General features: G+C 68.2%; 30 protein-coding genes and 3 tRNA genes. 23 read left to right on the top strand and 10 right to left on the bottom strand.

Annotated features, from left to right (window positions below; translation table 11 throughout):
• Positions 1 to 5 precede the first annotated feature (5 nt).
• Both NQ151_RS07655 and NQ151_RS07650 read left to right on the top strand, forming a co-directional pair.
• Entirely contained in the window at positions 6 to 497 is a 492-nt protein-coding gene (locus NQ151_RS07655) for an FBP domain-containing protein (RefSeq protein WP_257507920.1), read from the top strand.
• Positions 498 to 581: 84 nt separating this feature from the next.
• A tRNA-Tyr gene (locus NQ151_RS07650) sits at positions 582 to 666 on the top strand.
• 147 nt (positions 667 to 813) lie between these two features.
• Here NQ151_RS07650 and NQ151_RS07645 read toward each other — a convergent pair.
• Positions 814 to 1869, bottom strand: coding sequence for a LacI family DNA-binding transcriptional regulator (locus NQ151_RS07645; protein WP_257527612.1), 1056 nt, complete (start codon positions 1867 to 1869; stop codon positions 814 to 816).
• 191 nt (positions 1870 to 2060) lie between these two features.
• Here NQ151_RS07645 and NQ151_RS07640 point away from each other — a divergent pair, with 191 nt between their 5' ends.
• Genes NQ151_RS07640 through NQ151_RS07625 form a run of 4 tightly spaced genes read left to right on the top strand, consistent with a single transcriptional unit; the run spans position 2061 to position 6206 of the window.
• On the top strand, positions 2061 to 3407 hold the full coding sequence (locus NQ151_RS07640) for an ABC transporter substrate-binding protein (RefSeq protein WP_257527849.1): 1347 nt from the start codon (positions 2061 to 2063) through the stop codon (positions 3405 to 3407).
• 6 nt (positions 3408 to 3413) lie between these two features.
• Positions 3414 to 4379: a carbohydrate ABC transporter permease gene (locus NQ151_RS07635; RefSeq protein WP_257527611.1), complete on the top strand. Its 966-nt coding sequence runs from the start codon at positions 3414 to 3416 to the stop codon at positions 4377 to 4379.
• Positions 4376 to 5200 (top strand): carbohydrate ABC transporter permease, encoded by an 825-nt coding sequence (locus tag NQ151_RS07630; RefSeq protein WP_257507923.1) that lies wholly within the window; start codon positions 4376 to 4378, stop codon positions 5198 to 5200. Before NQ151_RS07635 ends, NQ151_RS07630 begins: the two co-directional genes overlap by 4 nt.
• Positions 5201 to 5249: 49 nt before the next feature.
• The gene (locus NQ151_RS07625) at positions 5250 to 6206 is read left to right on the top strand and encodes a glycoside hydrolase family 68 protein (protein WP_257527610.1); all 957 of its coding nucleotides are present in this window, start codon (positions 5250 to 5252) and stop codon (positions 6204 to 6206) included.
• Positions 6207 to 6249: 43 nt separating this feature from the next.
• Here NQ151_RS07625 and NQ151_RS07620 read toward each other — a convergent pair whose 3' ends face one another.
• Positions 6250 to 7242, bottom strand: a complete 993-nt coding sequence (locus tag NQ151_RS07620) for an NAD-dependent epimerase/dehydratase family protein (RefSeq protein ID WP_257527609.1) — start codon at positions 7240 to 7242, stop codon at positions 6250 to 6252.
• Positions 7243 to 7384: 142 nt separating this feature from the next.
• The gene (locus tag NQ151_RS07615) at positions 7385 to 7537 is read right to left on the bottom strand and encodes an endonuclease/exonuclease/phosphatase family protein (RefSeq protein WP_257527608.1); all 153 of its coding nucleotides are present in this window, start codon (positions 7535 to 7537) and stop codon (positions 7385 to 7387) included.
• Positions 7538 to 7644: 107 nt separating this feature from the next.
• Between NQ151_RS07615 and NQ151_RS07610 the strand changes: the two genes are divergently transcribed.
• A complete protein-coding gene (locus NQ151_RS07610; protein WP_257527607.1) occupies positions 7645 to 8655 on the top strand; it encodes a hypothetical protein in 1011 nt (336 codons plus the stop codon).
• Positions 8656 to 8658: 3 nt separating this feature from the next.
• Here the strand turns inward: NQ151_RS07610 and NQ151_RS07605 are convergent, their stop codons facing one another.
• On the bottom strand, positions 8659 to 10239 hold the full coding sequence (locus NQ151_RS07605; protein WP_257527606.1) for a phytoene desaturase family protein: 1581 nt from the start codon (positions 10237 to 10239) through the stop codon (positions 8659 to 8661).
• A gap of 32 nt (positions 10240 to 10271) precedes the next feature.
• On the opposite strand from NQ151_RS07605, the gene NQ151_RS07600 reads away from it, so the two are divergent.
• The 4 genes from NQ151_RS07600 (at position 10272) to NQ151_RS07585 (ending at position 12678) form a co-directional block, all read left to right on the top strand.
• Positions 10272 to 11096 (top strand): inositol monophosphatase family protein, encoded by an 825-nt coding sequence (locus NQ151_RS07600; protein ID WP_257527605.1) that lies wholly within the window; start codon positions 10272 to 10274, stop codon positions 11094 to 11096.
• Between the two features lie 460 nt (positions 11097 to 11556).
• Entirely contained in the window at positions 11557 to 12444 is an 888-nt protein-coding gene (locus NQ151_RS07595; protein ID WP_257527604.1) for a M23 family metallopeptidase, read from the top strand.
• Between the two features lie 64 nt (positions 12445 to 12508).
• Positions 12509 to 12580: transfer RNA gene (locus tag NQ151_RS07590), tRNA-Thr, on the top strand.
• Positions 12581 to 12604: 24 nt separating this feature from the next.
• Positions 12605 to 12678 (top strand) — tRNA-Met (locus NQ151_RS07585).
• A 51-nt stretch (positions 12679 to 12729) separates the two neighbouring features.
• Here NQ151_RS07585 and NQ151_RS07580 read toward each other — a convergent pair.
• Genes NQ151_RS07580 through NQ151_RS07570 form a run of 3 tightly spaced genes read right to left on the bottom strand, consistent with a single transcriptional unit; the run spans position 12730 to position 14356 of the window.
• Complete coding sequence (locus tag NQ151_RS07580) at positions 12730 to 13044, bottom strand: DUF6510 family protein (protein ID WP_257527603.1); 315 nt, start codon at positions 13042 to 13044, stop codon at positions 12730 to 12732.
• A complete protein-coding gene (locus tag NQ151_RS07575) occupies positions 13044 to 13766 on the bottom strand; it encodes a ferredoxin reductase (protein ID WP_257527602.1) in 723 nt (240 codons plus the stop codon). Before NQ151_RS07575 ends, NQ151_RS07580 begins: the two co-directional genes overlap by 1 nt.
• Positions 13763 to 14356 carry a sulfite oxidase-like oxidoreductase gene (locus NQ151_RS07570; RefSeq protein ID WP_257527601.1) on the bottom strand — a complete coding sequence of 198 codons (594 nt, stop codon included), beginning with the start codon at positions 14354 to 14356 and terminating at the stop codon, positions 13763 to 13765. The genes NQ151_RS07575 and NQ151_RS07570 overlap by 4 nt, the downstream gene beginning before the upstream one ends.
• A 200-nt stretch (positions 14357 to 14556) precedes the next feature.
• Between NQ151_RS07570 and NQ151_RS07565 the strand changes: the two genes are divergently transcribed.
• The 3 genes from NQ151_RS07565 (at position 14557) to NQ151_RS07555 (ending at position 16480) form a co-directional block, all read left to right on the top strand.
• On the top strand, positions 14557 to 14817 hold the full coding sequence (locus tag NQ151_RS07565; RefSeq protein ID WP_257527600.1) for a hypothetical protein: 261 nt from the start codon (positions 14557 to 14559) through the stop codon (positions 14815 to 14817).
• Between the two features lie 72 nt (positions 14818 to 14889).
• On the top strand, positions 14890 to 15633 hold the full coding sequence (locus tag NQ151_RS07560) for a histidine phosphatase family protein (protein ID WP_257507939.1): 744 nt from the start codon (positions 14890 to 14892) through the stop codon (positions 15631 to 15633).
• Complete coding sequence (locus NQ151_RS07555; protein WP_257507940.1) at positions 15617 to 16480, top strand: NAD(P)H-hydrate dehydratase; 864 nt, start codon at positions 15617 to 15619, stop codon at positions 16478 to 16480. The genes NQ151_RS07560 and NQ151_RS07555 overlap by 17 nt, the downstream gene beginning before the upstream one ends.
• Here the strand turns inward: NQ151_RS07555 and NQ151_RS07550 are convergent, their stop codons facing one another.
• Together NQ151_RS07550 and NQ151_RS07545 are read right to left on the bottom strand one after the other, a co-directional pair.
• Complete coding sequence (locus NQ151_RS07550; RefSeq protein ID WP_257527599.1) at positions 16481 to 16831, bottom strand: MmyB family transcriptional regulator; 351 nt, start codon at positions 16829 to 16831, stop codon at positions 16481 to 16483.
• Between the two features lie 73 nt (positions 16832 to 16904).
• A complete protein-coding gene (locus tag NQ151_RS07545) occupies positions 16905 to 17264 on the bottom strand; it encodes a DUF7882 family protein (RefSeq protein ID WP_257507944.1) in 360 nt (119 codons plus the stop codon).
• A 140-nt stretch (positions 17265 to 17404) separates the two neighbouring features.
• Here NQ151_RS07545 and NQ151_RS07540 point away from each other — a divergent pair, with 140 nt between their 5' ends.
• The 7 genes from NQ151_RS07540 to NQ151_RS07510 all read left to right on the top strand — a co-directional run bounded on the left by NQ151_RS07540 (position 17405) and on the right by NQ151_RS07510 (position 22204).
• Complete coding sequence (locus NQ151_RS07540; protein ID WP_257527598.1) at positions 17405 to 17572, top strand: hypothetical protein; 168 nt, start codon at positions 17405 to 17407, stop codon at positions 17570 to 17572.
• A gap of 51 nt (positions 17573 to 17623) precedes the next feature.
• Positions 17624 to 18454 (top strand): aldo/keto reductase, encoded by an 831-nt coding sequence (locus NQ151_RS07535; protein WP_257527597.1) that lies wholly within the window; start codon positions 17624 to 17626, stop codon positions 18452 to 18454.
• 269 nt (positions 18455 to 18723) lie between these two features.
• The gene (locus NQ151_RS07530) at positions 18724 to 19377 is read left to right on the top strand and encodes a DUF2510 domain-containing protein (protein ID WP_257507947.1); all 654 of its coding nucleotides are present in this window, start codon (positions 18724 to 18726) and stop codon (positions 19375 to 19377) included.
• A 3-nt stretch (positions 19378 to 19380) separates the two neighbouring features.
• Entirely contained in the window at positions 19381 to 20178 is a 798-nt protein-coding gene (locus NQ151_RS07525; RefSeq protein ID WP_257527596.1) for a sulfite exporter TauE/SafE family protein, read from the top strand.
• A gap of 40 nt (positions 20179 to 20218) precedes the next feature.
• A complete protein-coding gene (locus NQ151_RS07520; protein WP_257507949.1) occupies positions 20219 to 20668 on the top strand; it encodes a MaoC family dehydratase N-terminal domain-containing protein in 450 nt (149 codons plus the stop codon).
• Complete coding sequence (locus NQ151_RS07515; protein WP_257507950.1) at positions 20665 to 21066, top strand: MaoC/PaaZ C-terminal domain-containing protein; 402 nt, start codon at positions 20665 to 20667, stop codon at positions 21064 to 21066. Before NQ151_RS07520 ends, NQ151_RS07515 begins: the two co-directional genes overlap by 4 nt.
• Before the next feature lies 1 nt (position 21067).
• Positions 21068 to 22204, top strand: coding sequence for a UDP-N-acetylmuramate dehydrogenase (locus NQ151_RS07510; RefSeq protein WP_257527595.1), 1137 nt, complete (start codon positions 21068 to 21070; stop codon positions 22202 to 22204).
• Positions 22205 to 22238: 34 nt separating this feature from the next.
• Here the strand turns inward: NQ151_RS07510 and NQ151_RS07505 are convergent, their stop codons facing one another.
• On the bottom strand, positions 22239 to 23438 hold the full coding sequence (locus NQ151_RS07505) for a pyridoxal phosphate-dependent aminotransferase (RefSeq protein ID WP_257507952.1): 1200 nt from the start codon (positions 23436 to 23438) through the stop codon (positions 22239 to 22241).
• A gap of 284 nt (positions 23439 to 23722) precedes the next feature.
• Between NQ151_RS07505 and NQ151_RS07500 the strand changes: the two genes are divergently transcribed.
• Positions 23723 to 24622, top strand: a complete 900-nt coding sequence (locus tag NQ151_RS07500; protein ID WP_257527594.1) for an ABC transporter ATP-binding protein — start codon at positions 23723 to 23725, stop codon at positions 24620 to 24622.
• Positions 24619 to 25428: an ABC transporter permease gene (locus NQ151_RS07495; RefSeq protein WP_257527593.1), complete on the top strand. Its 810-nt coding sequence runs from the start codon at positions 24619 to 24621 to the stop codon at positions 25426 to 25428. Before NQ151_RS07500 ends, NQ151_RS07495 begins: the two co-directional genes overlap by 4 nt.
• Positions 25429 to 25461: the final 33 nt, after the last annotated feature.

The raw sequence follows: 25461 nt of genomic DNA, 5'->3' as shown, positions 1-25461 counted from the left end.
CAGCCATGCGTCCGCTCACCGAGGACGAACTGCGTACGTCGTTCGTCAACGCCGGCCCCGACGACATCCGACTGGTCACAGTGCCCGCCGACTTTCTGTTCGCCGACTGGGACCATCTGGACTTCTACGCCTGGCGGGACCCTCGCAACCGCGGGCGCGGCTACCTGGTCGCCGAAGTCGAGGGCGAGCTTGCCGGGGTGGTGCTGCGCGCCGCAGACGGATCGAGCCGAGCGCGGTCGGCAATGTGCAACCTCTGCCACACGATGCAGCCCGCCGACCAGGTGGCGCTGTTCACCGCCCGCAAGGCCGGGGATGCCGGTGCGCACGGCGACAGTGTGGGCACCTACATCTGCGCGGATCTGTCCTGCCACGAGAACGTCCGGTTGGCTGCGCCGCTGGCGCCGAGCGAGGTGCGGGCCAGCGTGGACCGCCGCATCGACGGCACGAAACAGCGCACCGAGGCGTTCGTCGCGCGGGTGCTCGAGGGTGTTGCCTGATCCGATTTCAGCTACCCGCCTGGACAGAGTACGATTGACAATCGCGCCTCCGGTCGACTGTACAAGCCGGGCGGGTGCGCACCTGGCGAGTTACCCAAGCGGCCAAAGGGATCTGACTGTAAATCAGACTGCTCAGCATTCGGGGGTTCGAATCCCTCACTCGCCACCAAAATCTGAGCCACAACCAAGAACGAGAGCCCGGCCACTGGTCGGGCTCTCGTTCTTGGTTTCGCCAGTTGCTGCCGACGCACGGTTTCCCCTGCTTCGACGACGTACGAATCGAAAGCGCCGAGCCGGCGGACCGAACTCCGACGGGCTAGCCCGTTTCGTCATCGCCAATGACCCGAACCGAACTGCGGAGTCGAAGCGGCAGAGGCAATCGTTCGATCGCCGGATCCCCGGCGGGGCTCGGGCCCAGCAAGATGTCGATGGCGCGTAGCCCGAGTTCCCGGTGCGGGATGGCGAATGTCGTGAGCCCGGGATGCAGCCAGCTCGCGAGCTGATGATCATCGAACGACACGATCGAGAAGTCCGACGGGATCGAGAGCCCCGCCTCTGCGATCGCCTGGTATGCGCCGAACGCCAGCCGGTCGTTGAAGGTGATGATGGCTCCGCGGTCGACGCCGGACCGGATGAGGTCCGTCATTGCGTTCCAGCCGTCTAGCGGGAGCCAGATCGAAGACCTGTGCCCACTGGCCGGTCGGCGTCCGGCGGCCGCGAGTTCTTCCAGAATGCCAGCGAGGCGCTCCTGTCCAGCGATCGTGTCGGGGGCGACGTCGGTGGGTCCTGGACCTGCTCCGATGAGGTGGATGTCGCGGTGGCCCGCTTCGAGCAGAAGGCGAGCCGCCTCGCGTCCGGCGGTGAACTCGTCAGGTATCACAGCGGGCACGAGTACCCCGTCTGGGCCGGGCACCGTGTTGACTAGCACGACCTTCTTCCCGGAAAGCGACTTCGGGAGGGTGCGCTGGCGGGTGAACATCGATGCGATGACCAACCCGTCCACTTGTCTGTCGAGCATTGCCTCTGCCAAGAGCGCGTGCTGCTGGTCGTCGCCCTCCGATTCGCCGATGAAGAGCATGTAACCGTGTTGGCGCGCTCCTTCGAGCGCACCCTTGATCATGTCGCCGGCGAGTTGAGATGTCGCCACCGTGTCCGAAATGAAGCCGATGGTGCGACTTGTTCCGCTGCGGAGACTGGCGGAGAGCATGTTTGGGCGGTAGCCCAACTCCGAGGCCACACGGCGAACGCGCTCCTGCGAGCCTTCCGAAATCCTCAGTTCCGTACCCCGGTCGGAGAGCACGAGCGAGGCGGTCGTGCGGGAGACCCCCGCCGCTTCCGCGACGTCTGCGAGCGTGACGCGTCGAGTGCTCATCCGTCACCTTCCTCGGTCGCGAGCCTATTGAGCCAGACGCGGAACGCCGCCGATTCGTTACCCCTGGGCAGTTGACAACGGATTGCAGACAGGCAGAGTATAGCGACGCTAATCCGATTTAGCATGTGATCGGTCGGCTCGACGATCGCACCCGAGCAATGCCGTTCGGAAAGGAGACACCGGTGTCTCAGATGCACAAGACCTTGCGCCCGATCGTCCTATTGGGAGTGACTTCGGTCGCGCTCGCACTGGCCGCCTGCGCGCCTCCCGGAGGGTCCGCGGCCCCGTCCGCTTCGGCGGCGCCCAACGGTGGGGAAGCTGCCACATGCGGCGACGAGGACATCGTCCTCAAGGGGTACTTCGAAACGGGGTTTCCACTCCCGTCAGCTCTCGCTGAGGAGTTCACCCGCCAGTACCCGAACGTGACGTTCGACATTCGCGAGGACCAGTTCGCGATCATCACGCAGAACGCCCCGCGCGTCTTGCAGGATTCGCCGCCGGACCTCATGCGGCTTCCGCAGATGTCCGAGCTCGCCACCGACGGGCTGTTGCTCGATCTTGACCCCTACGCCGAAGGTTTCGGATGGACCGATTGGCCGCAGTCTCAGCTCACGCAGCTTCGCGTGGACGAGGAAGGGAGGCGCGGTTCGGGTCCCCTCTACGCGCAGGGGCTCAACTACTCGATGACCGGGGTGTTCTTCAACAAGGAACTCGCGGCGCAGATCGGCATGGACGAAGCGCCCGCAACCCTTGAAGAGTTCGACGCCGCTCTGCAGGCGGCGAAGGATGCCGGGATCGTTCCGATCGCGCAGTTCAATGGGGGCGCTACCGGCGGCCTGGCGTTCCCACTCCAGGGGCTGATGGCGTCCTACGGCGATCCGGCCGCGATCAATGAGTGGATCTTCCAACAACCCGGTGCCACGATCGACACCCCGGAGAATCTCGCCGCGGCGGAGCACCTGCAGAGCTGGATCGACGCCGGCTTCTTCGCCGAAGACATCAACTCAATGGATTACGCGCAGATGATGAGCCGGTTCATCGGTGGAGAGTCGCTGTTCATGTTCAACGGCGACTGGGAATCGGGGAATCTTGATGCTCAGATGGCGGGTAACGCGGGCTTCTTCCTCGTGCCACCGGTTGAAGAAGGCGGGCAAATCGGAGCGATGTCAGCCCCCCTCACGTTCGGCGTAGCTGCGGCGGCGGAGAACCCGGACTGCGCGGCGTTCTTCCTTGACTGGACGGCAACGAATGAGGACGCCCGTGCGCTCACTGTCGAGGTCGGCGGTTCGCACCCGATGGGGCCGGCAGACGCCTTCATGCCGGCGATCGAAGAGGGCTCGACCACCGACGAGACGCTCGCGGCGGGCTCGATCATGGGCGAAGCCAACGGCGGCATGGACTTCATCGCCAACGCCACTGGGGCGATCTACGCGCAGAGCTGGACTCCCAACCTTCAGAAGATGGTCGCGGGGGAGCAGACCCCCGCTGGTCTCCTCGAGTCTGTGCAGGCTGATTACGAAAGCCAAGTCGGGAACTGAGCCTCGATGGAAGGCGTTCGAACAGCTGCTGCGCCGGTGGAGTCCGCCGGCGCAGCAGCGCTGACGGATGAACGCCTTCTTCTGCGTCGACGACGCCGCAGGAAGGCAATCCGCAACCTGAGTGCTTACGGGCTCGTACTGCCAGCGGCGGGGTTCTACGTCTTCTTCGTCGTCCGTCCGATCATCCTCTCCGCCCAGTACTCGTTCTACGAGTGGAATGGCATCGGCCCGGCGACATGGGTGGGCATCACCAACTACATAGAGGTGTTCACCAACCCCAAGCTCGTCGGCGCGATCCTCAACGCGTTCGAGCTGATCCTTTACTTCACAGTGCTGCCCGTTGCGATCGCGTTGCTCGCGGCGAATCTCATCCGGGCTATCGCGGCGAGCCGGCTCGCGGGGGTGGCGCGAACGGTTCTTTTCCTCCCTCAAGTGATCCCGCTCGTCGCCGCCGGCATCATGTGGAGTTGGCAACTCTCCACGGACGGCCTTGTCAACCAGATACTCCGACTTTTAGGTCTGGGCGGAATCACGCGAGCATGGCTCGGCAATTTCGACACGGCACTTCCGGCCGTGGGGGTAATCGGCGCATGGGTCCTCGTAGGGCTGTGCCTGGTGCTGATCCTCGCCGGCATGACCAAGATCGATCCCGCGCTTTACGAGGCCGCACGAATCGACGGAGCGGGGCCGGTGCGCGAGTTCTTCACGATCACGCTTCCCGGTGTCCGCCAAGAAGTCGCGGTGTGCGTCACGGTCACCGTCATCGCCGCCCTCGCGAGCTTCGACATCATCTACATCTCCACCCAGGGCGGCCCAGGTGACAGCACGCTTGTGCCAGGTCTCCAGATCTTCTACCTGGCGTTCTATGAGCGGGAGATCGGCACGGCATCGGCCTTCGCCATAGTGCTCATGGTGCTCGTGCTCGTCGTGGTCGTCCCTCTCCAACGAGTTCTCAGAGGCAGAGAATCGTGATCGTCAGCGCTCGCGAGACCTGGATGGGGCGAGTCGTGCTCGTCGTCCTCATGATCGTCACGATCCTTCCGTTCCTCAGTCTGTTCGTGACAGCGCTGCACGAGCCGGGCACATATCCCCGGGGGCTCGAATGGCCGGACACCCCGCATTGGGGAAACTTCGTCCTCGCATTCCAGTCCGCGAATATGCTCGCCCTCCTCGGTTCCAGCTTCCTGATCGAGCTGGGAGTGGTGCCAATCGCCGTGCTCATCGCGACGCTCGCGGGATTCGCGCTCGGTCACCTCAAGCCGTGGGGCCAATCCTTCGTCTTCATCTTCTTCCTCCTGGGACTGACCCTCCCCTTTGAGGGCATCGTCACGCCGCTGTACTTCCAGGTGAGAGAAATGGGGCTGCTCAACACGAGGTGGGCGATCATCTTGCCACTGATCGGGCTGTTCATGCCGTTCGCGGTCACGTGGATGCGAGCGCATTTCGTCACGATGCCGCAAGAGCTTTCGGAGGCGGCGCGAGTGGATGGTGCCACGACGTGGCAGCTGTTCTGGCGCGTCCACGTGCCGCTGTCGGTGCCAGCGATCTCCTCGCTCGCTATCCTGCTGTTCCTATGGACGTGGAATCAGTTCCTGCTGGCAATCGTGCTCGTCGACGACCCGGCCAAACGGACGATGGCGGGTGCGTTAGGTGCCTTCCAGGGGAGGTACGGGACGGACATCCCGCTGCTGTGCGCAGGCTCGCTACTGATCCTCACCCCGACCCTGATCATCTTCCTGATCTTCCAGCGTCAGTTCGTCTCGGCCCTGATGCAAGGCTCACTCAAGGGCTGAACCACGGGGAAGCGCGCAGATCCCACGGCGCACATTACTGAAGGATGAGATGACATTCAGCCTGGATTCGTATTGGGTGTGGGACTTCTGGATCGCCGATGATGGCGGGACTTTCCACCTCTTCTATCTGCATGCACCGAAGTCGCTGAAGGACCCCGAGCTGCGCCACCGCAACGCGCGAATCGGGCATGCGACGTCGACGGACCTGATCGATTGGACCGATCACGGAGAAGTCCTCGGGCCCGGCCCGGCCGGGAGCTTCGACGAGACCGCGACGTGGACCGGCTCAGTCATTCGTGGGAATGACGGGATTTGGCGGATGTTCTATACGGGAGCGTCCTTCCCCTCGGCGGACAGCTCCGTCAACACGGAGTGCATCGGCATAGCGACGTCCCAGGACCTCTCTACGTGGACGAAGCGCGAGTCGTTCGTACTGCGAGCCGACATCGCCCACTACGAAAAGCTCGGGGAGAGTCCTTGGCCGGAAGAAGCGTGGCGGGACCCTTGGGTATTCAGAGACCCGGCAGGGCACGGCTGGCACATGCTCATCACAGCGCGTGCCAAGGACAGCGGCGTCACGAACGGCGGGGTGGTCGGTCACGCGTGGTCGGCCGACCTTGACTCATGGGCCGTTCGTCCCCCGGTTGGGCCGCGCGCCAACGATTTCCCTCACCTCGAGGTCTTGCAGATTGCAGAGGTAGGTAGCCAGTCGATTCTGCTGTTTTGCGGACCCCGTACGCGCGTGGGGTTCGAAAGAGACGAGGTGACCACGGGGATCTGGGCAGTGCCGTGCCCCGATTTTCCTCGCCACGTCCAGGTTGACGACGCCGAACTGATCGCCGCAGCCCCTCACTACGCGGGCCGAATCGTCCACGACCGTGCTGGCGTACCGGTACTCATGACCTTCATTGGGTCTGCCGGATCCGAGTTCCTCGGCACCATTAGTGATCCGATGCCTTTGGGGGCCATCGCGACTGAATCTGCACTCCTTAGGCCGTCGATCTGAGCCCGGCCGTTGTGGCCGGGCTCTCGTGCTCCGCTTCAGGCGTTCAGGCGATCGGAGTCCGCGACGCGACGCACACGCGCAGGCTCTCGCGGACGGCCGCTTCGACGTCTTCCGGGCCGTAGCCGAGGGCTGCCTGCACCGGCTCGGGATCGATGTACGCGAACCGCTCCTGCACGCGCACGGCGTCGGCCTGGTGCATGCCGTGCTCGATGCCGCGTGCCGCCTCGGCCTGGTCGTACGCCGCCATGCCGGGCAGGAACGCCTCGGCCGGCAGCGCCTGCACGCGCGCCGGGTCGGTGCCGAGTTGCTCGGCGATCATGCGGTGGAAGTCGGCGTAGGTCATGTTGATGCCGCCGAGCGCGTAGGTCTTGCCGTGCTCACCGCGTTCGATGGCACCGCGCGCCGCTGCCGCCACCTGGCCGGTGGTCACCATCACAGTGCCGCCGGATGCCACGGCGATGGGGGAGTCCTCGGGGAGGGCGGCATCCATCGTCACGAACATGTTCCACAGCGGAATCGTGTCGGGCATGGTGCCGAAGATCCAGGGGAGGCGGAGGGAGGTCACCGTCATGGCGCCATCGCCCTCGAGGAACGCCACCTGCTCCTGCAGAAGCCGGGTGCGGACGTATCCCGCGTTCTCGCGCAGGCCCAGTTCCGGCCAGCGCTCGGCGAACTCCGCGAAGTAGGAGCCGAACACGACGAACGAGCGCACGCCTGCCTGACGGGCGAGCCGCGCCATCCGCTGGGTGGGCAGCACGTTGGCGCGGTAGAAGAAGCCGGCTGCGGGCGCCTTCGGGGCGATGCGCTCGTCGGCGCCGGCCGCGTAGGCGACGGCATCCACGCCGTCGAGCAGTGCGAGCAGCTCGTCGTCAGATGCCTCGGTGACGTTGCAGTAGACGTACCGTACGCCGTCGAGCGGGTGGGCGGTCTCGGGCGGGAGCGCGATGGAGAGCACGTCGTAACCGTGGGCGAGGAGTTCCTCGGCGGTGGCGCGGCCGAGCAGTCCGGTTCCGCCGATGATGGCAACTGTGGACATGGTGCATCCCTTCTGATGGGTGCCAGTCCGCAGCGGTCGGCTACGTGTCTGGCCTGTGGTCTGACCACAGATTAATGCGTCGGCGTCGTTCGCACGCCGGCGTGGGGGCCGGGGAAAATGCGGCGCTACTCATCCGCGAACGTCACGTCGGTGACGGTGACGGTGGCAGGGTCTCCGCTTCCTGCAGCCCCACGATGTCCGGCTGCAACCGGTCCAGCACGGTCAGGAGCGCTCGCTCGCGCGCCCGCCGATCGGGAGCGAAGCGCCAGAGCACGTTCCAGGTGACCACCCGCATGGTGGCCAGCCTGCGAACGTGCGAATCCTACGTCAAGTGGTTCGCGCGTTCCCGGCGTGTCAGGATGGGGAACGCCGCCGCCGTCGTGCTGCGGGAGAGGATCGACGATGACCGAGCCCATCACAAGCCCCGCGTCCGCCAAACTACTTCGCACTGCGATCTGGGTCGCGATCGGAGCGATGATCGCCGCGGCCCTGGTGTGCGTAGTCTGGGTGCTGTTCGGCCCAGAAAACGGCCTGGTCGGCCGTGCATTCCTGACGATCCTGCTGCTGGCGTCGTTCGCCGGTGTCTCGATCCTCGAGGCGCAACTGGCCGACCGACGCCCCGCCTGGTTCGCCCTGGCGAGTATGGCCGTATGGGTGGCGACGCTCCTCATCGGCGCATTCATGATCTGGATGCCGGAGGCCGACCGTTACTTCGGGGTGGGGGCTGACCGCTTCTTCCGCTTCCTGCTGATCGTGTTGGTGCTGCAACTCGCCCTGCTGCACATTCGACTTTTCACGAAGGCGCACGCGCGGTATGCGACGTCGTTCACCACGATCGTGACCTACGTCACCATTGGGCTGGTCGTGATCCTTGCGGTCATGCTGGTGATCCCGCTGATGCTGTCGGAGTTCTTCGAGTTCCTCGCCATCTACTGGCGCATCGTCGTGGCCATCTCGATCCTCGCCGCCGTCGGTACGGCTCTCGTGCCGCTCGTGAACGTGCTGTTCGCCCCCAAGAAGCCCCGCCCGGTCGCCGCTCCCGTCGCGCACGTCGCACCGGTTCAGGCGCAGCAGCCGGTCACGCAGCAGTGGCCGACGTACGCCGACGGCTACACGCCGCTGCCGGTCATGCCTGACGGCTCGCCGGATTGGAACGCGTACTACACCGGGTACCCCACGTACTCGCAACCGGCGAATGCGGCATCCACGCCCGCTGTCGAGCAGCAGAGTGCGCCCGCGGCGCACGCACACGACCCGTATGCGGCGGTCGCGTACGAGCCGGCGCCGGTCGACGATGCGACCGAGCAGACGCGACCGTCCTCGCACACGCCCGCGCCGCAGCCCGAGGCCGAGCCGCCGCTGCCGCCCGTGCCGCCGCTGCCCCCCGTGCCGCCGCTGCCGCCGAAGCCGTAAGGCCTATCGCCCGAGAAGCTCCAACGCGGCCATGGCCGCATTGTGGCCACCGATGCCGCTGACCGCGCCGCCGCGGCGTGCCGCCGAGCCGCACCACAGCACGTGGGCGTGGTCGGTGGCCACGCCCCAGCGGTGCGCGGGGGAGTCGAGGGGCTCGTCGTCATCCGCCCAGGGCCACGACAGGTCGCCGTGGAAGATGTCGCCCCCCGTCATTGCCAGTGACGTTTCGAGGTCGCCGGTGGTGCGCGCCTCGATGCAGGGCGCGCCGTCGGCGGTTTCGTGGAGCACGTCGGTGATCGGCTCGGCGAGCACGCTGTCGAGCGTCGCCTGCGCGGCGCTCAGCAGGTCGGCGCGCGCGCGGTCGGGGTCCACACCGGCAATCACCCGGTGTGGCACCTGCAGTCCGAACAGGGTCAGGGTGTGGGAGCCGGACGCGCGCAGCTCGGGTCCCAGGATCGTGGGGTCCGTCAGCGAGTGGCAGTAGATCTCCGCCGGCAGCGGCTCGGGCAGTCGCCCCGCGGATGCCGCAGCGTGCGCGGCATCCAACTGTGTCAACGTCTCGTTGATGTGGAACGTGCCGGCGAATGCGGCAGCGGGTGCCACCGCGGTGTCGCGCAGCCGTGGCAGGCGGCGCAGCAGCATGTTCACCTTGACCTGTGCCCCCTCTGGACGCCGCGGAACCGCGGAGGCCGCGCCCGTCGCCTCGAGAAGTTCGTGCAGCACCGCGGGACCCACGCCGCTCAGCACGATCCGGCCGCAGAAGGATCTGCCGTCGGCGGTGCGCACCTCACCGTCGGGTGCCACCGATGTGACGCGCGCGCCGGGGATGAGCTGGGCGCCGGCCGCGCGCGCGGCGCGCTCCAGCTCTGCCGAGACGTGGCCCATGCCGCCCACCGGTACGTCCCAGTCTCCGGTGCCGCCGCCGATGACGTGGTAGAGGAAGCAGCGGTTCTGTCGCAGGCTCGCGTCGTCGCTCGCGGCGAACGTGCCGATGAGGCCGTCGGTCAGCGCGATGCCCCGCCCCAGGTCGGTGTGCAGGCTCTCGCGCAGCAGTGCGCCCAGCGGGGCCGCCGTCACCGCCTCCCAGAGGGCATCGTCGCCGACGCGGGCGCGCAGCTCGCTCGCGCGGGCCAGCGGCTCGGTGACCGTCGGGAAGATCGCTCGGGCGAGCGGGTTCAGTCGTGCCCCGAACGCGGCGAACCGCTGCGCTTCGGTGGCATCGCCGGTGGTGCGGGTGAAGCTCTCGGCGGTGACAGCGGCATCCGCCGTGTCGATCAGGATGCCGCGTTCGGGTCGTGCCGGGTCGGGCGTGTAGGAGGAGTAACGGCGGCGGCGCAGCGTGATGCGCAGCCCGAGGTCGTCCACGATGCGTGCCGGGAGCAGGCTGACCAGATAGGAGTAGCGCGACAATCGCGCCTCGATGTCGGCCCACGGCTGCTCCGAGACCGCGGCACCGCCGAAGTGCGCGAGCCGCTCCAGCACCGCCACGGTCTTGCCGGCCTGGGCCAGGTAAGCGGCTGCGACGAGGGCGTTATGCCCACCCCCGACGATGACGACGTCGTGCGTGCGGGCTGCCTCGACCATGGCGCCACGATAGTGCGCGTAGCGTGGAGCGCATGAGTCTGGAGCAAGAACTTGGAACGCTCGCCATCGAGATCGCTACGGAGGCCGGGGCGCTCGCGCACGCGCGCCGCAGTGAGGGAGTGTCGATCGCGGCGAGCAAGTCGGCGCTCGCCGACATCGTCACCGAGGCCGACCGTGAGGTCGAGGCTCTCATCCACAAGCGCATCGCGGCAGCCCGACCGGGCGACGGGTTCCTCGGGGAGGAGTCCGACGCCGAACCCGGCACCACCGGCATCACCTGGGTGGTCGATCCCATCGACGGCACGGTCAACTACGCCTACGGCATCCCGTCGTATGCCGTCAGCATCGCCGCCGTCAGCGGCGACCCCGATCCGCGCACGTGGACCGCGCTCGCCGGAGCGGTGTATGCCCCGGCGCTGGGCGAGATGTTTCATGCCGTGCGCGGCGGCGGCGCCTGGCTGGGTGGCCGTCGCATCGCCGTCAACGGCGAGGTGAACCCGGCCGGATCCCTGCTGGCAACCGGCTTCGGCTACGACCCGGCCAGCCACGCCCCGCAGCTCGCGCTGCTCGGACGGGTCATGCCGCTCGCGCGGGACATCCGCCGCATCGGCGCCGCCTCGCTTGATCTGGCCTACGTCGCGGCGGGCCGACTGGACGGCTACTTCGAACGCGGATTGAACCCGTGGGACCACGCCGCCGGAGTGCTGCTGGTGCAAGAAGCCGGGGGAGTGGCGGTCGGGGTCCCGGGCGCCGCGCCGACGCGCGAGATGACGATCGTGGGCAACGCGACCCTGGTCGAGCGCCTGTCGCAGGTGCTGTTCTCGGGCGCCGCGCCGGAGGTTGGGCGCGCCGAATGAATCGGTCCAATACTCGCGTGGCATTTCGGGCGTGCGCGCGGTAGTGTTTATACGATCGTTACTTTCTCGGCCCGAACGACGAAGGTGACGTCACTTCCACCCGAAGACGTCCCTCCGCCCCCCGAGCGGCTGACCCGAGAGCCACGAGTTGACCTTCGACGCCCATCCGGCAGTTCCTGCGCCTTCGCGCCGGTCCAGCCGCACCGTCGCCAAACCAGCGCCCGAGACCTCGGGCGCCCTCACGCGCGCTGAATTGCGCCGCCGTGCTGCTCAGCCGACGCCGCCGCAAAGCGAAGCCGGTGAGGGTGCAGCCTTTGTTGTCGCGGCTGCTGAAGTAGAGCTTCCCGCATCCCTGCTTCCTGATGCGCACCCCTTGACAGGGCCAACGAAAACCACTATCGGGTCCGCCGCTGTCGGTGAGGCCGTCTCGCCCCCGGCTTCCCGCCGCGCGCGCCGCGTCGTGGGCGACGTGCCCGCCCCGCTGCAGGGCGACGAGTTCGAGCGTGCCGCCCGGCTGTTCGCCTTCACCGGGCAGACGCCCGTGCAGGTGGCTGCCGCCGCGCTCGCGCAGGAGCAGTCGCCCTGTGCGCCGGCCAGCGCGCAGCCCCGCCACCCGTTGTGGACGTCGGCCCGCAAGCGTCTCGCCGCGGCATCCGTGTCCATCGGCGCCATGAGCGTGGTCGGCTTGCTCGCAGTCGGGCTGACGACTCCCGCTGCGGCACTTTCGGCCTCCGCAGATCTGAAGGCCGATGTGGCGACCACGTCGCCCAGCGCGGCCGCCTCGGCCGACGGTGAGGAGATTCAGGCTTTCGTCGCCTCATCGACCGTGCACGACGTGACCCTCGAACGCACCGAGAGCTATTCGACCGCCACGATGGCCGATCTGGCGGCCGCCTCGGGCGTGCGCAACTTCGACAATTCCTTCATCAGCAACCCCAGCTCTCCCGTGCAGTGGCCCTTCCCGGTGGGTGTGCCCTACACGTGGGGCTTCCAGATGCGCGACGGCAGCATGCACCACGGCGTCGACTTCGTGCCGGGGCAGGGCGCGGAGATCCACGCGATCGCCGACGGCACGGTTCGCATCGCGACCGAATCGGGCGGCCTCTACGGTGTGCACGTCGTTGTCGACCATGAGATCAACGGCGAGCTCGTCTCGAGCCACTACGCCCACATGGAGTACGGCTCGCTGCGGGTCAGCACCGGCGACACCGTCAAGGCGGGCGACGTGCTGGGGACCGTCGGGGACACCGGCTACTCGTTCGGCGCGCACCTGCACTTCGAGGTGTGGCAGAACGGCACCACCAAGGTCGACCCCCTCGAGTGGATGTACCAGCACACCGTGGGGTGACCCGCGTTTCTGAGGATGCTTTTGCTCTGATATCCTCGTCTAGTTGCCTGCTTGCAGGCTGCACGCCCCGATAGCTCAGTGGTAGAGCACTTCCATGGTAAGGAAGGGGTCGTCAGTTCAATCCTGACTCGGGGCTCGAAGCATCCACCGGATGCGTCGCGGCAGGGTAGCTCAGTTGGTGAGAGCGCACGACTCATAATCGTGAGGTCGAGAGTTCGAATCTCTCTCCTGCTACAGATTGAAACCCCCGGATTTCCGGGGGTTTTTTCGTGCCCGCGGGAGCCCCTAGGCGCTCGGGATCTCCCGCGGCAGCTCGATCCGGTCGAGGGCGCCCACGCGTAGCGTCAGCCCGTCCGCGCAGCGGAGAACGGTGAGCATCGTGTGGGTGCAGGAGCGGCAGCGCACGATCGCGGCCACGCCGTCGTCCTCGACGTCGGCACCCCCGAGCGGGCCTCTCGCGCCGCAACCGGCGCACACCATCACCGCGACGGTGATGTCCGTCGCGAAGACGTCGGCGAGCAAACCCGCCAGCGCGTTGCCGTCGACGTGGCGGACGACGGTGCGATCGGCATCCGTCGCAGGATGAGGCGTGCTGTCCATCACGACCCTCCGAATCTCTCGGTGCGCACCTGCTGCGGCGGATGCCCCGCCTGCACCAGCATGTCGGCGGCGGCCTCGACGAACCCGGTCGGCCCGCAGACGAAGATCGTCGGGGCCGCCTCGACCGGCCAGACGGATGCCGCGAGTACGGCAGGCGTCAGGCGGCCGACGCCGCCCGACCACCCGGCAGGTGCCTCGCGTGTGTAGATCCAGGTCGTCTCCAGGCCGGCGGCGGTGAGTTCCGCGATCTCGGCCCGGTACATCGCGTCGTGAGGCGAGCGCACCGAGTACAGCAGGCGGAACGGGGCACCGCCACCGGCGGCGGCGCGGGCGCGCGCCATCGCGATGAGCGGGACGACCCCGGAGCCGCCGGCGACCAGTTGCACGGGGGATGGGTCCGCGGCATCCCACACGAAGTAGCCGCCCAGCGGGCCCTTCACCTCGAGCATGTCCCCGGGCTCGATGACATCCACGAGGTACGGCGAGACTTCACCGTCGTCGACGCGGTCGACCCCGAGTTCTATCGCCTGTGCCGGCCCCGACGTGGCGATCGAGTAGGAACGCTCGGCCTGGTAGCCGTCTTCGGCGGTGAGGCGGAGGTCGAGGTGCTGCCCGGGAAGGTTGCCCGGCCACCCGGGGACGTCCAGCCACAGGATGCGGGCATGCGCCGTTGCCTGCGACACCGCTGCGACGTGGGCCGGCCGCCAGTCGCCGACGATCACCAGTAGCGCTCCTCCTGCCAGGGGTCGCCGTGGAGGTGGTATCCGTTCTGCTCCCAGAAACCCGGCCGGTCGCGGTCCTGCATCACCAGGGCGTTGACCCACTTCGCGCTCTTCCAGAAGTACAGGTGCGGCACCAGCAGCCGCGCCGGGCCGCCGTGCTCGGGCTCCAAGGGTGCGCCGTCGAACTCGAACGCGACCCAGGCCTTGCCGCCGAGCAAATCCTCCATCGGCACGTTGGTGGTGTAGCCGCCGTACGAGTGGGCCATCACGAACTCGGCATCCGTGTCCACCGCCGACAGGAGGGTGTCGACCGAGACGCCGCGCCAGCTGGTGCCGAGCTTGGACCAGCGGGTCACGCAGTGGATGTCGGTGTGCACGTCTTCGATCGGCAGGGCCAAGAACTGGTCCCACGTCCAGGTGGTCTGGCTGCCGCTCTCGGTGACGATCCGGAACGCCCACTCGTCGGTGGAGATCCGCGGCGTCGGACCGGCGGAGAGCACGGGGAAGTCCTCCGTGAGGTATTGCCCTGGGGGCAGGTTCGGGTCCGACTCGCGCCGCCGTCCGCCGAAACCCCGCGAGAAGATCGCCATCGCCCCTCCAACCGTCACCGGTATCGCTCAGGATAGGGCGGACGGGCACTGGCCGCGAGAGCCGATTTCCTGGGACGATGCAGGCGTTGAGTTGGCTGTCATCCGCTGGTGTTCGTACCTTCCCCGCGTGTTCGCGGTGTCGCGAGGTCTGGTACCTCATCGGCGCGCATCCCTCGCGTGCAACAGGGGTCTTCCCCGCCGTGGGCGCAACCATTCCGGGATTCGCCGTCCGTGGCGTGGTGCCGGGGAAACAACTGGTCCTCGCCGGCCATCACCGATTCTCGCGTTACGCGTTGGTGTTCACGATCGAGCCCGCCGCCACCGGCGCGACACTGTCGGCGCAGACCACCGCGGAGTTCCCGGGAGTTCTGGGATGGGCATATCGGTTACTGGTGATCCACTCGGGGGCGCACCGCATCGTGACGCGTCGGTTCCTCCGCGGGATCGCCGCGCACGCGTAAGTGGCGCGCACAGCGAATCGATCCCAGCGCAACCCCCGGTGCCGATGAACGACCACCGTCTAGGGTGGGCGGATGCCGGTGAAGACTCTGTGGCTCGTACGACACGGTGAGAGCGTGGGAAACGTCGCGGCGACCCGCGCCGAGCGGGAGGGCCTCGAACGGATCCCGCTCGACATCCGCGATGCGGATGTGCCCCTCTCCGAGACGGGGGAGGAGCAGGCCGCGGCGCTGGGCGGGTGGCTTGACGAGCACGCCCACGAGATCGAGGCCTACTGCGTCTCGCCATATTTGCGCGCCCGGCAGACCCTGGCCATCGCGCTGGGCGAGCGTCCCGCCGTCGCCAGCGTCGACGAACGACTGCGTGACCGTGAGCTCGGCATCCTGGATCTTCTGACGAGCAAGGGCGTCGCGCGTCTGCATCCCGAGGAGGCCGAGCGGCGCCGGCGGCTCGGCAAGTTCTATCACCGACCGCCCGGCGGGGAATCGTGGGCGGATGTCGTGCTGCGGATGCGGTCGTTCCTGAACGACCTGTTCCCCCGCCCGGAGGAGTCCGCGCTCATCGTCGCCCACGACGCGGTCGTGACCCTCATCGCCTCGCTGCTGCTGGACCTGCAGGAGCAGGAGGTGCTCGAGTTCGCCTCGGCCAATCCGGTGCTCAACGCCTCGATCACGCGCCTGGACTTCTCAGAAGATGGGTGGCGGATGTCGATGTTCGCCGATGTGAGCCATCTGCGCGAGGAGGGCGCCGAGGTCACCGTTCACCCCGGCACCCCCGATGTCGGGTTCCCCGGAGGTTCTGATGCCCGCGCAAAGTAACCCGCAGCCGGTCACGCCGGACCTGCTGACGTCATGGGGGCTGCCCGATCCCGGCGCCGACAAGAAGTCGCGGGGCGACGTGCTGGTCGTCGGCGGCTCGCGCCGCACCCCGGGCGGCGTGATGCTGGCAGGCGAAGCGGCCCTGCGGGTCGGTGCCGGCAGGCTCGGCGTCTTCGTGCCGGGCTCCATCGACGCGCAGGTGGGCACCGTGCTGCCCGAAGCGGCCATCTACGCCCTGCCGGAGAAGGCATCCGACCCGTTCGAAGACTCGGCGCGGCAGAACATCGCCAACGCGGACGCCGTGCTCGTCGGTCCAGGCTTCGACGACGCCGACGAGACGCGGGACACCCTGCTCGCCGTCGCCGATGCGGGTCCGCGCCGACTTGTGCTCGACGCGTACGCCCTCGGCATCCTGCCGCAGGTCGACCGGGCGCGGCTGCCGGACGACCTGCTGCTCACTCCCAACCGCGAGGAACTCGCGATCCTGCTGGATGTGGATTCTGCCGGCGATGAGATCGGCGACGACCTGGCACTCCCGGTGCGCAAGGCTGCGCACCGATATCGGGCGGTCGTCGCCTGTTACGACGTCGTCGCCGACGCGGACGGCACCGCGTTCCGGATCAGCGGCGGCGGGCCGGGGCTTGCCACCTCGGGCAGCGGCGACGTGCTGGCGGGCGCTGTCACCGGGTTCGTCGCACGCGGTACTGGCCTGGCACGGGCTGCGGTGTGGGGAGCGTCGGTGCACGCGCGAGCGGGCGACCGCCTGACCGACCGGCTCGGACTCGGTTTTCTCGCACGAGAGCTCGTGACGGAGCTTCCCCTCGCCCTGCGCGACCTGACCGCATAGTCAGAGCGACGCGGGCACCGTCTGACTCTGCGTCTTCCACCATGTACCGAGCAGGTGCAGGGCCTGGTGCGTTTCGGAGCCGGGCTCGGCCGTCAGCACCGTGAGCTGGATCGCGGGATGACCGACGAGGTCGAGTCCGTTGAAGCTCAGCGTGAGGTCACCGACGATGTGGTGGTGGTACTTCTTGACACCCGACTCGAGGATCAGCTGCTCGAGCAGCACGCCGAGGGCATAGGTCTTCCCCGACCCGCTCTGGCCGCACCAGAAGGTGTGCCGGTTCAGCTTCGTCGCGAGAACGTGGGCAGTGGCGCTCGAGCCGTGTCGAGTGCCGATGGTCAGGGCGTTCGGCATGACCGAAACCTATCCCGCAGACGGGCCGGGCGCACCGGGTCCCGTCGTGAGGCTGTGCCTGTGAGCGGGGCTGTTACGCGAGCGCTGCCGAGGAGTCCTCGCGGTGGTCATCGACCACGTCGATCGCCTCGGTGTCGAAGTGCTCTGCGATGAGCATGACGCCACCGGACGAGTTCGCGCTGCTGGCGAGCTCCTCGACCCAGCTGCGGCTGAGCTGTGTGGGCTCTGGATCGTCGAAGACGAAGCGCAGCGGGATGGAGGGGTGGATCCACACCGTGCTGCGTCCGCGCGGCTGGTCGTCGGGATGCCGCCAGGAAACGGTGAAGCTCTCCCCGCGGCGCAGCTTGGTCGCGATCACGACTTTCAGGTGCGCAAGTGCGCGATCCTCGATGTTGACGGGCGTCGACTCGCCGCCGTAGTACAAGGTACCCACGGTGCAACACTTCCTTCTGGCTGGGTGAGTCACACACCCGAGCGGGTGGCGTGCAGCACGACCGAGCTTATCTCTTAGAGCCCTCAGCGTCCCAGCGCAACCTCTCCCGCATATTGCTCCACCGGGCATACGGTGCCTGCATGGTGTATCTGTTGGTCGGAGGACCGAGGGCACGGCAGCTCGTGGATGATCTTCCCCGTGGCTACCGCCTGGTGGCATCCGAAAGCGGATCGGGGGTGGTCACGATCTTCGAGGATCTCGTCGCTGAGGAGGCCGTGTGGACGGGAGCGCCGGAACACGGGCTGTGACCTGGCACCAGGACGCGACGCGGTGAGCCCGGTCGTGTCAGGCTGGGAGCTATGACTGTTCCCACTCTTACGCTCAACGACGGCCACACCATCCCGCAACTCGGCTTCGGCGTCTTCAAGGTCGACCCCGCCGAGACCGAGCGCATCGTCACCGACGCGCTCGAGGTCGGTTATCGCCACATCGACACCGCAGCCGTCTACGGCAATGAGGAGGGTGTCGGCCGTGCGATCTCGGCATCCGGCATCCCCCGTGACGAACTGTTCGTCACCACCAAGCTATGGAATGCCGATCAGGGCACCCAGTCGTCGTTCGACGCGCTGGCGACGAGCCTGGACAAGCTGGGCCTGGACCAGGTGGACCTGTATCTGATCCACTGGCCGCGCCCTGACTTGGACCGCTACGCCGAGACCTGGCGGGCGCTAGAGCAGCTGCGCGACCGGGGACTGACCCGCTCGATCGGCGTCTCGAACTTCCACCGCTCGCACCTCGAGCGCATCCTCGCCGAGTCGGAAACCGTGCCCGCGGTCAACCAGATCGAGCTGCACCCCGCCTTCGCGCAGCGCGAGCTGCGGTCGTTCGCCGAGCCGCTCGGCATCCGCACCGAGGCGTGGGGCCCGCTCGGGCAGGGCAAGTACGATCTGTTCGGCGAGCAGGCGATTGCGGATGCCGCCGCCGCCCACGGCGCCACGCCCGCGCAGGTCGTCATCCGCTGGCACCTGCAGCAGGACATCATCGTGTTCCCCAAGTCCAACTCGCGTGAGCGCATGGCGGAGAACTTCGACGTGTTCGGATTCGAGCTGTCGGAGTCCGAGATGGCCGCGATCGATGCGATCGACCGCGGGCAGCGCGTGGGCGCCGACCCCGACCTCGCGACCTTCTGATCGCCCGGTGAACATGACACGGCCCGGGCGTGAACGCCCGGGCCGTCTTCCCGGTCGGGGTGACCCGAACACCGCGCAACCGGGGTAGTGCACTGCAACGCTAACCCGGATGCGGCCGAAGCGTGCGCGAAGGTGAGAACAATCTCATCGCTCACGCTTGGTTCTCCGCGCGGCGTGCGGTAGCTGTGGCGCCGGAACCGCTGGCCCTAGGCTGAATCACGGCGGCATCCGTCGCCGGGCTTGGGTCGTCCTAGACGCGAAGGAACGCCATGAGCACAACCCCTCCGGGCTGGTATGACGACGGCAGCGGCACCCAGCGGTGGTGGGACGGATCCGCCTGGACCGAGCACGTGCAACCGCAGGCACCCGCCGGCTATCCGGGATACGCCGGCCAGACACCGCAGTCCTCACCGTCCTCCCCGGGGGCCCCGGCGCAGAAGTCGAAGCTGTGGATCGTGTTCGTCGTGCTGGGCGTCGTGGTGATCGGGCTCATCGTGCTGGCCGCCGTGTTCATCCCGCGGATCATCAGCGCACTCGTCCCCACCGAAGGCGCGGCCGGCGGCGACGCGGAACGCGCAGCCATTGTGACCGTCGAGCGTTATGACGAGGCCTGGAACGAAGCGGACTGCGCCCTGTACTTCGCCTCGACCACCGAGGACTACCGCACCGCCGTCGGCATGACCGACTGCGCGGCATTCGAGGCAGAGGCCGAGATCTTCGGTGAATCCACCGATGAGTACGAGATCGCCGTCGATTCGGTGGAGCGGGAGGATGACGTCATCACGGTCATGACGACCGAGACGTTCCTCAGCCTCATCGACGAGAACGACCAGCCGCTGGCGACGCCGGAGGCGGTCTCGACCCCGTACGAGTACACCCTTGTCCCCGCCGGCGACGGCTGGGCCATCGACGACGTCTGGTAAGCGATGCCCTCCTCCCCCCAACGGGCCGAACGTTCGGCCCGGTTCATCTTCGCGTGCCTGGGTATCGGCCTCGGCGCCGGCTTGCTCTCGGGTCTGTTCGGCGTGGGCGGTGGCACCGTCATCGTGCCGTTGCTGGTGCTGCTGCTGCACTTCGACCACCGCCTCGCCGCAGGCACGTCGCTCGCGGCGATCGTGCCGACGGCGACGGTCGGCGTCATCTCCTACGCGCTGAACGACTCGGTCGCGTGGATCCCGGCGCTGATCCTCGCCGTCGCCGCCGTGATCGGCGCGCAGTTGGGCTCGTGGCTGTTGGCGCGGCTGCCGCAGAACGCGCTGCGGTGGGGGTTCGTCGGGTTCCTGGTCGTGGTGATCGTGTCGCTGTTCCTGGTGATCCCGTCCCGCGACGCCGAACTCGTGCTGACGTGGTTCAGCGGAGCGGGCCTGGTCGTGTTGGGGTTCGTCACCGGCATCCTGGCCGGCCTGCTCGGCGTCGGCGGCGGCGTCGTGGTGGTGCCGGCGCTCATGTTGCTGTTCGGCACGAGCGACCTCATAGCCAAGGGCACGTCGTTGCTCATGATGATTCCGACCGCGCTCTCCGGCACGATCGGCAACATCCGCCGCGGCAACGTCGACCTGCTCGCCGCAGCGCTGGTGGGTGTCGCCGCATGCACTACGACGGCCCTGGGCGCCTGGATCGCCACGCTGCTGGACCCCTTCACCGCCAACATGCTGTTCGCGGTGTTCCTCGCCTTCATCGCGGTGCAGATGGCGTTGCGCGCGTGGCGCGGCCGCCGGTCGTGACGCCGCGGCCGCCGCACGCGGCTGTGAAAGGATGGAACGCGTGTCCGTGAATCCCGAGCTCGTCGGTCGTGTCTTCCCGCCGACGACGCCGTACCTCGTGGGGCGTGAGAAGGTGCGCGAGTTCGCCCGCGCCGTTCACGCGACCGACCCGCAGCACACCGACCCCGCCGCCGCGCAGGCACTGGGCTACCCCGACGTGGTCGCCCCGCCGACCTTCGCGATGGTCGTCCAGGACCTCACCCTGCAGCAGCTGCTGGCCGAGCCGGATTCCGGCATCGCGCTGGAGCGCACCATCCACGCGGAGCAGCGTTTCCGCTACACCCGGCCGATCGTGGCCGGTGACGAGATCACCGCGACCCTGAAGGTCGCCACGGTCCGCCCGTTCGGCAAGGGCGCGATGGTCACCAGCGAAGCGGAGATGACCGACGCCACCGGCGCTCACGTCGTCACGGCGACCTCGGTGCTGCTGATCGGGGGAGAGGACGCATGAGCGAACTGACCGTCGGAGACGTCGTCGCCCAGCGCACCGTGCACCTCACTCGCGAGTCGCTGGTGCGGTACGCCGGAGCATCCGGAGATTTCAACCCCATCCACTACAGCGACGCCGTCGCCGAGCGGGTGGGGCTGCCCGGCGTGCTGGCACACGGCATGCTCACGATGGGGCTCGCCGTCGAGACGATCGTGCCGTGGCTCGGTGACGCCGGTCGCATCCTGGAGTACGGCGTGCGGTTCACCCGACCCGTCATCGTCGACGCCGAGAACGGCGCCGACGTGGAGGTCACCGCCACAATCGGTGCCGTGGATGAGCAAACCGCCCGTGTCGACCTCACGGTGACCAGCGGCGGAACATCCGTGCTCGGCAAAGCACAGGTGCGAGTGCGTCTCTGACATGCCAGAACTGACCCCCGTTCCGCTCGCCCAGTTGACGACACTGCGCGCCGGAGGCATCCCCACCCGGCTCATCGAAGCGCACACCCGCGACGAGCTGGTCGACGTCATGCGCACCCTGTGGGCCGACCACGCCGCGTGGCTGGTCGTCGGCGGCGGCTCCAACCTGCTGGTGTCCGACGAGCCCTTCGACGGCACCGTCGTGCTGGTGCGCACGCGCGGCATCGAGCGTGTGCCGTCCCCCCGGGAGGGGCACGTGCGCCTGCGCGTGGAAGCCGGGCACGACTGGGACGCGCTGGTGGCGTACACCGTCGAGGAGGGCCTGGCCGGGATCGAAGCGATGTCCGGCATCCCCGGGACCGCCGGTGCCGCACCGATCCAGAACGTCGGCGCGTACGGCCAGGAGATCGTGCAGACGCTGGTCGAGGTCGAGCTGCTCGACGAAGCCACCGGTGAGATCGAGACCGTGTCCGCCGCCGATCTGGGTCTGGGTTTTCGCACATCGGTGCTCAAGGACCACTACGGAATCGGCGCGGTGCGCCGCGGTGTGATCCTCTCGGTGACGCTGGAACTGGCCGAGGTCGGCCACGGCGACGTGCCGGTGCGGGGTGAGCAGCTGCGGCAGGCGCTGCGCCTGGCTCCGGATGCCGCGGTGTCGCTGGCCTGGGTGCGCGAGACCGTGCTGGCCACCCGCCGCGCGAAGGGGATGGTGCTCGACGACGCCGACCCCGACACCTACAGTGCAGGCTCGTTCTTCCAGAACGCGATCGTCTCGGCCGAGTTCGCCCGCACCCTCCCTGACGAGTGCCCGCGGTGGCCGGTGACCCCGCACGTGCCGACGGTCACGGTGATTCCGCTGGCGACTTTCGACGGGTACATCCCGCCGCCGGTCGTCGCGGAATCCGACGTCAAGGTCAGCGCAGCGTGGCTCATCGAGCACGCCGGACTGACCAAGGGGTTCCACCTGCCGCGGTCCCGTGCCGGACTGTCGACCAAGCACGCGCTCGCGATCACCAACAGGGGATCCGCCACGGCGGAGGAGCTCGCGGAGCTCGCCCGCTTCGTCCTGAACCGCGTGCAGTCCGAGTTCGGCCTGATCCTGCAGCCGGAACCCGTGCTGGTCGGCATCCAGCTGTAGCCGGGCGGGGCGGGTCGCGTTCGCCTGTCCGGCGTCAGGCGAAGAGGTCCTGCAGGCGGTGCATGCCCTCGAGCAACTGCTCATCGCCGAGCGCGTAGGACAGTCGCAGGTATCCGGAGGGGCCGAACGCCTCGCCCGGCACCACGGCGACCTCGGCCTGCTCGAGGATGAGATCGGCCAGTTCCAGGGAGGTCGTCGGGGTGACTCCGCCGTACGTGCGGCCGAGCAGGCCCGTCACGTCGGGGTACGCGTAGAACGCCCCGAGCGGGTTCGGCACGGTGACGCCCTCGATCTTCGACAGTTCCTCGACGATCAGGCGGCGGCGGCGGTCGAAGGCGAGGCGCATCTGCTCCGCCTCGTCCTGCGGTCCGGTCAGGGCCGCCAGCGCGGCACGCTGCGCGATGTTGTTGACGTTGGACGACAGGTGCGACTGCAGGTTGCCGGCGAGCTTGATCGCGTCGGCGGGGCCGACCATCCAGCCCACCCGCCAGCCGGTCATCGCGTAGGTCTTCGCGACGCCGTTGACCAGCAGCGTCTGGCCGGCCAGCTCCGGCACGGCCTCGACGATCGACACGGCACGCACGCCTTCGTAGACGAGGTTCTGATAGATCTCGTCCGTGATCACCCAGATGCCGTGCTCCAGCGCCCACTGGCCGATCTCGGCGGTCTCCTCGGGCGTGTAGACCGACCCGGTCGGGTTCGACGGCGAGACGAACACCAGCACCGTGGTCTTGGCGGTGCGGGCGGCCTCGAGCTGCTCGACGGTGACCTTGTACTCCTGGTCGGCTCCGGCGAACACCTCCACCGGCACGCCGTCGGCCAGCGCGATCGCTTCGGGGTAAGTCGTCCAGTACGGAGCGGGCAGCAGCACCTCGTCGCCCGGGTTCACCACGGCTTGGAACGCCTGGTACACCGCCTGCTTGCCGCCGTTGGTGACGACCACCTGGGCGGGCGTGACCTCCAGCCCGGAGTCGCGCAGCGTCTTGGCCACGATCGCCTCCCGCAGCACGGGCAGGCCGGCCGCCGGGGTGTAGCGGTAGTTCGCGGGGTCGCGCAGCGCTTCGGCGGCGGCATCCACGATGAACTGCGGCGTGGCGAAATCGGGCTCGCCGGCCGCGTACGAGATGACAGGGCGACCGGCCGCCTGCAGCGACTTCGCCTTGGCATCCACCTTCAGCGTCGCGGACTCGGCGATGGCGGACAGCTTGCGGGAAAGAGGAGCTCGATCAGTCACACAACGAGCGTAGCCCGCGGCTGTCTCGGGCTCACCCCGTGCCGTGGCATCCGCCCTCCCTGTCGCCACGACTTCGGAGATCGGCAGTATTTCGGAGTGGATGCCGAGATCGGCACCGGAGACGCGTAGATCTCCGAAGAACTGGCGCGCTGGGCGCGGCGGATGTGCTCACCCCGTGCCGCGGCATCCGCCCGCGACACGCCACGCGGGTCCACCGAATGGAGGACGGCGGCTCCGCCGGAAGACCCCTGGGGAAAGCGGCCGCGGGAGCGCACGCTGGAACCATGGATACAGATGCGGTGCGGGTGCAGAACCTGCGCAAGACCTACGGCGCCGCCGCGGTGGTCGACGACGTGAGCTTCGAGATCGCCCGCGGCGAGACGTTCGCGCTCCTCGGGCCGAACGGAGCAGGCAAGTCGACCACCGTCGAGATCCTCGAGGGCTACCGGCGCCGCACCGGCGGCGAAGTCACGGTGTTGGGCGTGGACCCCGAGTCCGCGGGCCTGGACTGGAAGGCGAAGATCGGCATCGTGCTGCAGTCGACCGGTCAGGCCGGTGCCTACACGGTGCGCGAGCAGCTGCGCCAGTTCGCCGCGTACTACCCCCGCCCGCGCGACGTCGACGAGGTGATCGCCTCGGTCGGACTGGAGAGCCAGGCCGGCACGCGCATCGCGAAACTCTCCGGCGGTCAGCAGCGACGCGTGGATGTGGCCCTGGGCATCATCGGCCGCCCCGAGCTGCTGTTCCTCGACGAGCCCACCACCGGATTCGACCCGCACGCGCGGCGCGAGTTCTGGGAGCTCATCCGCCGACTGCAGGGCGAGGGCACGACGATCCTGCTCACCACGCACTATCTCGACGAAGCGGCGCAGCTGGCCGATCGCGTCGCTGTGATCAACCACGGTCGCCTGCGCGCGATCGGCGCCGTCGCCACGTTCGGCGGTGAGGAGGCACGGATGCCCCGGGTTGTGTGGCGGGAAGGGGGCGTGATGCGCGAAGCGCGCACGGCCACCCCGTGGGAGTTCACCGCAGCGCTCGCCGCTCGCCTGGGCGACGAGCCGGAAGCACTGGAGATCCGCCGGCCTTCGCTCGAGGAGATCTACCTCGGCATGGTCGACGAGCCCGAGACGGCCGAGACCGCCCCGTCCGGCATCGCCACCATCGAAGAGGAGGTCGGACGATGAGCACCATCGCCCTCGGCGCGCACCGCGCCGCCTACGAAGTGCGCGGCTACTTCCGCTCCGGCGACACCCTGTTCTTCACCTTCCTGTTCCCGGTGTTCATGCTCGCGCTGTTCAGCACGATCTTCGACACCGAGGGCGGCATCAGCGGCGGACCGGGGATGCCGGCACTGTCGGCCGCTGAGCTGTACCTGCCCGCCATGCTCGCCGCAGGCCTGCTGCTGTCGGGATTCCAGAACCTTGCGGTGGACATCGCGATGGAACGCTCCGACGGCACGCTCAAACGCCTCGGCGGCACGCCGCTGTCGCCGGTGAGCTACTTCGCCGGCAAGATCGGCCAGGTTCTGGCCACCGGCCTCCTGCAGGCGGCCATCCTCGTCGCCGTCGCCGCGGTCGTGTTCAACGTGCCGTTGCCGTCGAGCCTCGAGGACTGGGGGACGTTCGCGTGGGTGTTCCTGCTCGGGCTGGTCGCATCCGCCCTGCTGGGCATCGCCGTGTCGGCACTGCCCAGATCCGGCCGCAGCGCGAGCGCCGTCGTCGTGCCGATCGCGCTGGTGCTGCAGTTCATCTCGGGCGTCTACATCTTCTTCTGGCAGTTGCCCGACTGGCTGCAGTACGTCGCCAGCGCGTTCCCGCTGGTGTGGATGGCGCGCGGCATGCGGGCGGCGTTCCTGCCCGACGAGTACGCCGCCCTCGAGCCGGGCAACGGCTGGGAGCTCGGCTGGGTCGCGATCGCTCTCGCGCTCTGGCTGGTCATCGGACTGATCATGAGCAGAGCGACGTTCCGGTGGATCCGGCGCGACGCGTAGCCTGGTGCCGACCGGCTCGATGCGCCGCGAGGA

It is taken from the genome of Microbacterium sp. zg-YB36 (assembly GCF_024623575.2).
Taxonomy (GTDB): domain Bacteria; phylum Actinomycetota; class Actinomycetes; order Actinomycetales; family Microbacteriaceae; genus Microbacterium.
The sequence above is the reverse complement of the archived record's forward strand: the minus strand, read 5'-3'. Positions and strand labels throughout refer to the sequence as shown.

Excerpts from the sequence above, each read along its gene's own strand:
- NQ151_RS07515 (WP_257507950.1), top strand. The coding sequence starts at position 20,665 with ATGAGCGAACTGACCGTCGGAGACGTCGTCGCCCAGCGCACCGTGCAC.
- NQ151_RS07610 (WP_257527607.1), top strand. The coding sequence starts at position 7,645 with ATGACCGAGCCCATCACAAGCCCCGCGTCCGCCAAACTACTTCGCACT.
- NQ151_RS07525 (WP_257527596.1), top strand. The coding sequence starts at position 19,381 with ATGCCCTCCTCCCCCCAACGGGCCGAACGTTCGGCCCGGTTCATCTTC.
- NQ151_RS07640 (WP_257527849.1), top strand. The coding sequence starts at position 2,061 with ATGCACAAGACCTTGCGCCCGATCGTCCTATTGGGAGTGACTTCGGTC.
- NQ151_RS07615 (WP_257527608.1), bottom strand. The coding sequence starts at position 7,537 with ATGCGGGTGGTCACCTGGAACGTGCTCTGGCGCTTCGCTCCCGATCGG.
- NQ151_RS07560 (WP_257507939.1), top strand. The coding sequence starts at position 14,890 with ATGCCGGTGAAGACTCTGTGGCTCGTACGACACGGTGAGAGCGTGGGA.
- NQ151_RS07635 (WP_257527611.1), top strand. The coding sequence starts at position 3,414 with ATGGAAGGCGTTCGAACAGCTGCTGCGCCGGTGGAGTCCGCCGGCGCA.
- NQ151_RS07550 (WP_257527599.1), bottom strand. The coding sequence starts at position 16,831 with ATGCCGAACGCCCTGACCATCGGCACTCGACACGGCTCGAGCGCCACT.
- NQ151_RS07500 (WP_257527594.1), top strand. The coding sequence starts at position 23,723 with ATGGATACAGATGCGGTGCGGGTGCAGAACCTGCGCAAGACCTACGGC.
- NQ151_RS07535 (WP_257527597.1), top strand. The coding sequence starts at position 17,624 with ATGACTGTTCCCACTCTTACGCTCAACGACGGCCACACCATCCCGCAA.
- NQ151_RS07580 (WP_257527603.1), bottom strand. The coding sequence starts at position 13,044 with ATGGACAGCACGCCTCATCCTGCGACGGATGCCGATCGCACCGTCGTC.
- NQ151_RS07600 (WP_257527605.1), top strand. The coding sequence starts at position 10,272 with ATGAGTCTGGAGCAAGAACTTGGAACGCTCGCCATCGAGATCGCTACG.
- NQ151_RS07555 (WP_257507940.1), top strand. The coding sequence starts at position 15,617 with ATGCCCGCGCAAAGTAACCCGCAGCCGGTCACGCCGGACCTGCTGACG.
- NQ151_RS07570 (WP_257527601.1), bottom strand. The coding sequence starts at position 14,356 with ATGGCGATCTTCTCGCGGGGTTTCGGCGGACGGCGGCGCGAGTCGGAC.
- NQ151_RS07620 (WP_257527609.1), bottom strand. The coding sequence starts at position 7,242 with ATGTCCACAGTTGCCATCATCGGCGGAACCGGACTGCTCGGCCGCGCC.
- NQ151_RS07625 (WP_257527610.1), top strand. The coding sequence starts at position 5,250 with ATGACATTCAGCCTGGATTCGTATTGGGTGTGGGACTTCTGGATCGCC.
- NQ151_RS07645 (WP_257527612.1), bottom strand. The coding sequence starts at position 1,869 with ATGAGCACTCGACGCGTCACGCTCGCAGACGTCGCGGAAGCGGCGGGG.
- NQ151_RS07530 (WP_257507947.1), top strand. The coding sequence starts at position 18,724 with ATGAGCACAACCCCTCCGGGCTGGTATGACGACGGCAGCGGCACCCAG.
- NQ151_RS07605 (WP_257527606.1), bottom strand. The coding sequence starts at position 10,239 with ATGGTCGAGGCAGCCCGCACGCACGACGTCGTCATCGTCGGGGGTGGG.
- NQ151_RS07540 (WP_257527598.1), top strand. The coding sequence starts at position 17,405 with ATGGTGTATCTGTTGGTCGGAGGACCGAGGGCACGGCAGCTCGTGGAT.
- NQ151_RS07655 (WP_257507920.1), top strand. The coding sequence starts at position 6 with ATGCGTCCGCTCACCGAGGACGAACTGCGTACGTCGTTCGTCAACGCC.
- NQ151_RS07510 (WP_257527595.1), top strand. The coding sequence starts at position 21,068 with ATGCCAGAACTGACCCCCGTTCCGCTCGCCCAGTTGACGACACTGCGC.
- NQ151_RS07495 (WP_257527593.1), top strand. The coding sequence starts at position 24,619 with ATGAGCACCATCGCCCTCGGCGCGCACCGCGCCGCCTACGAAGTGCGC.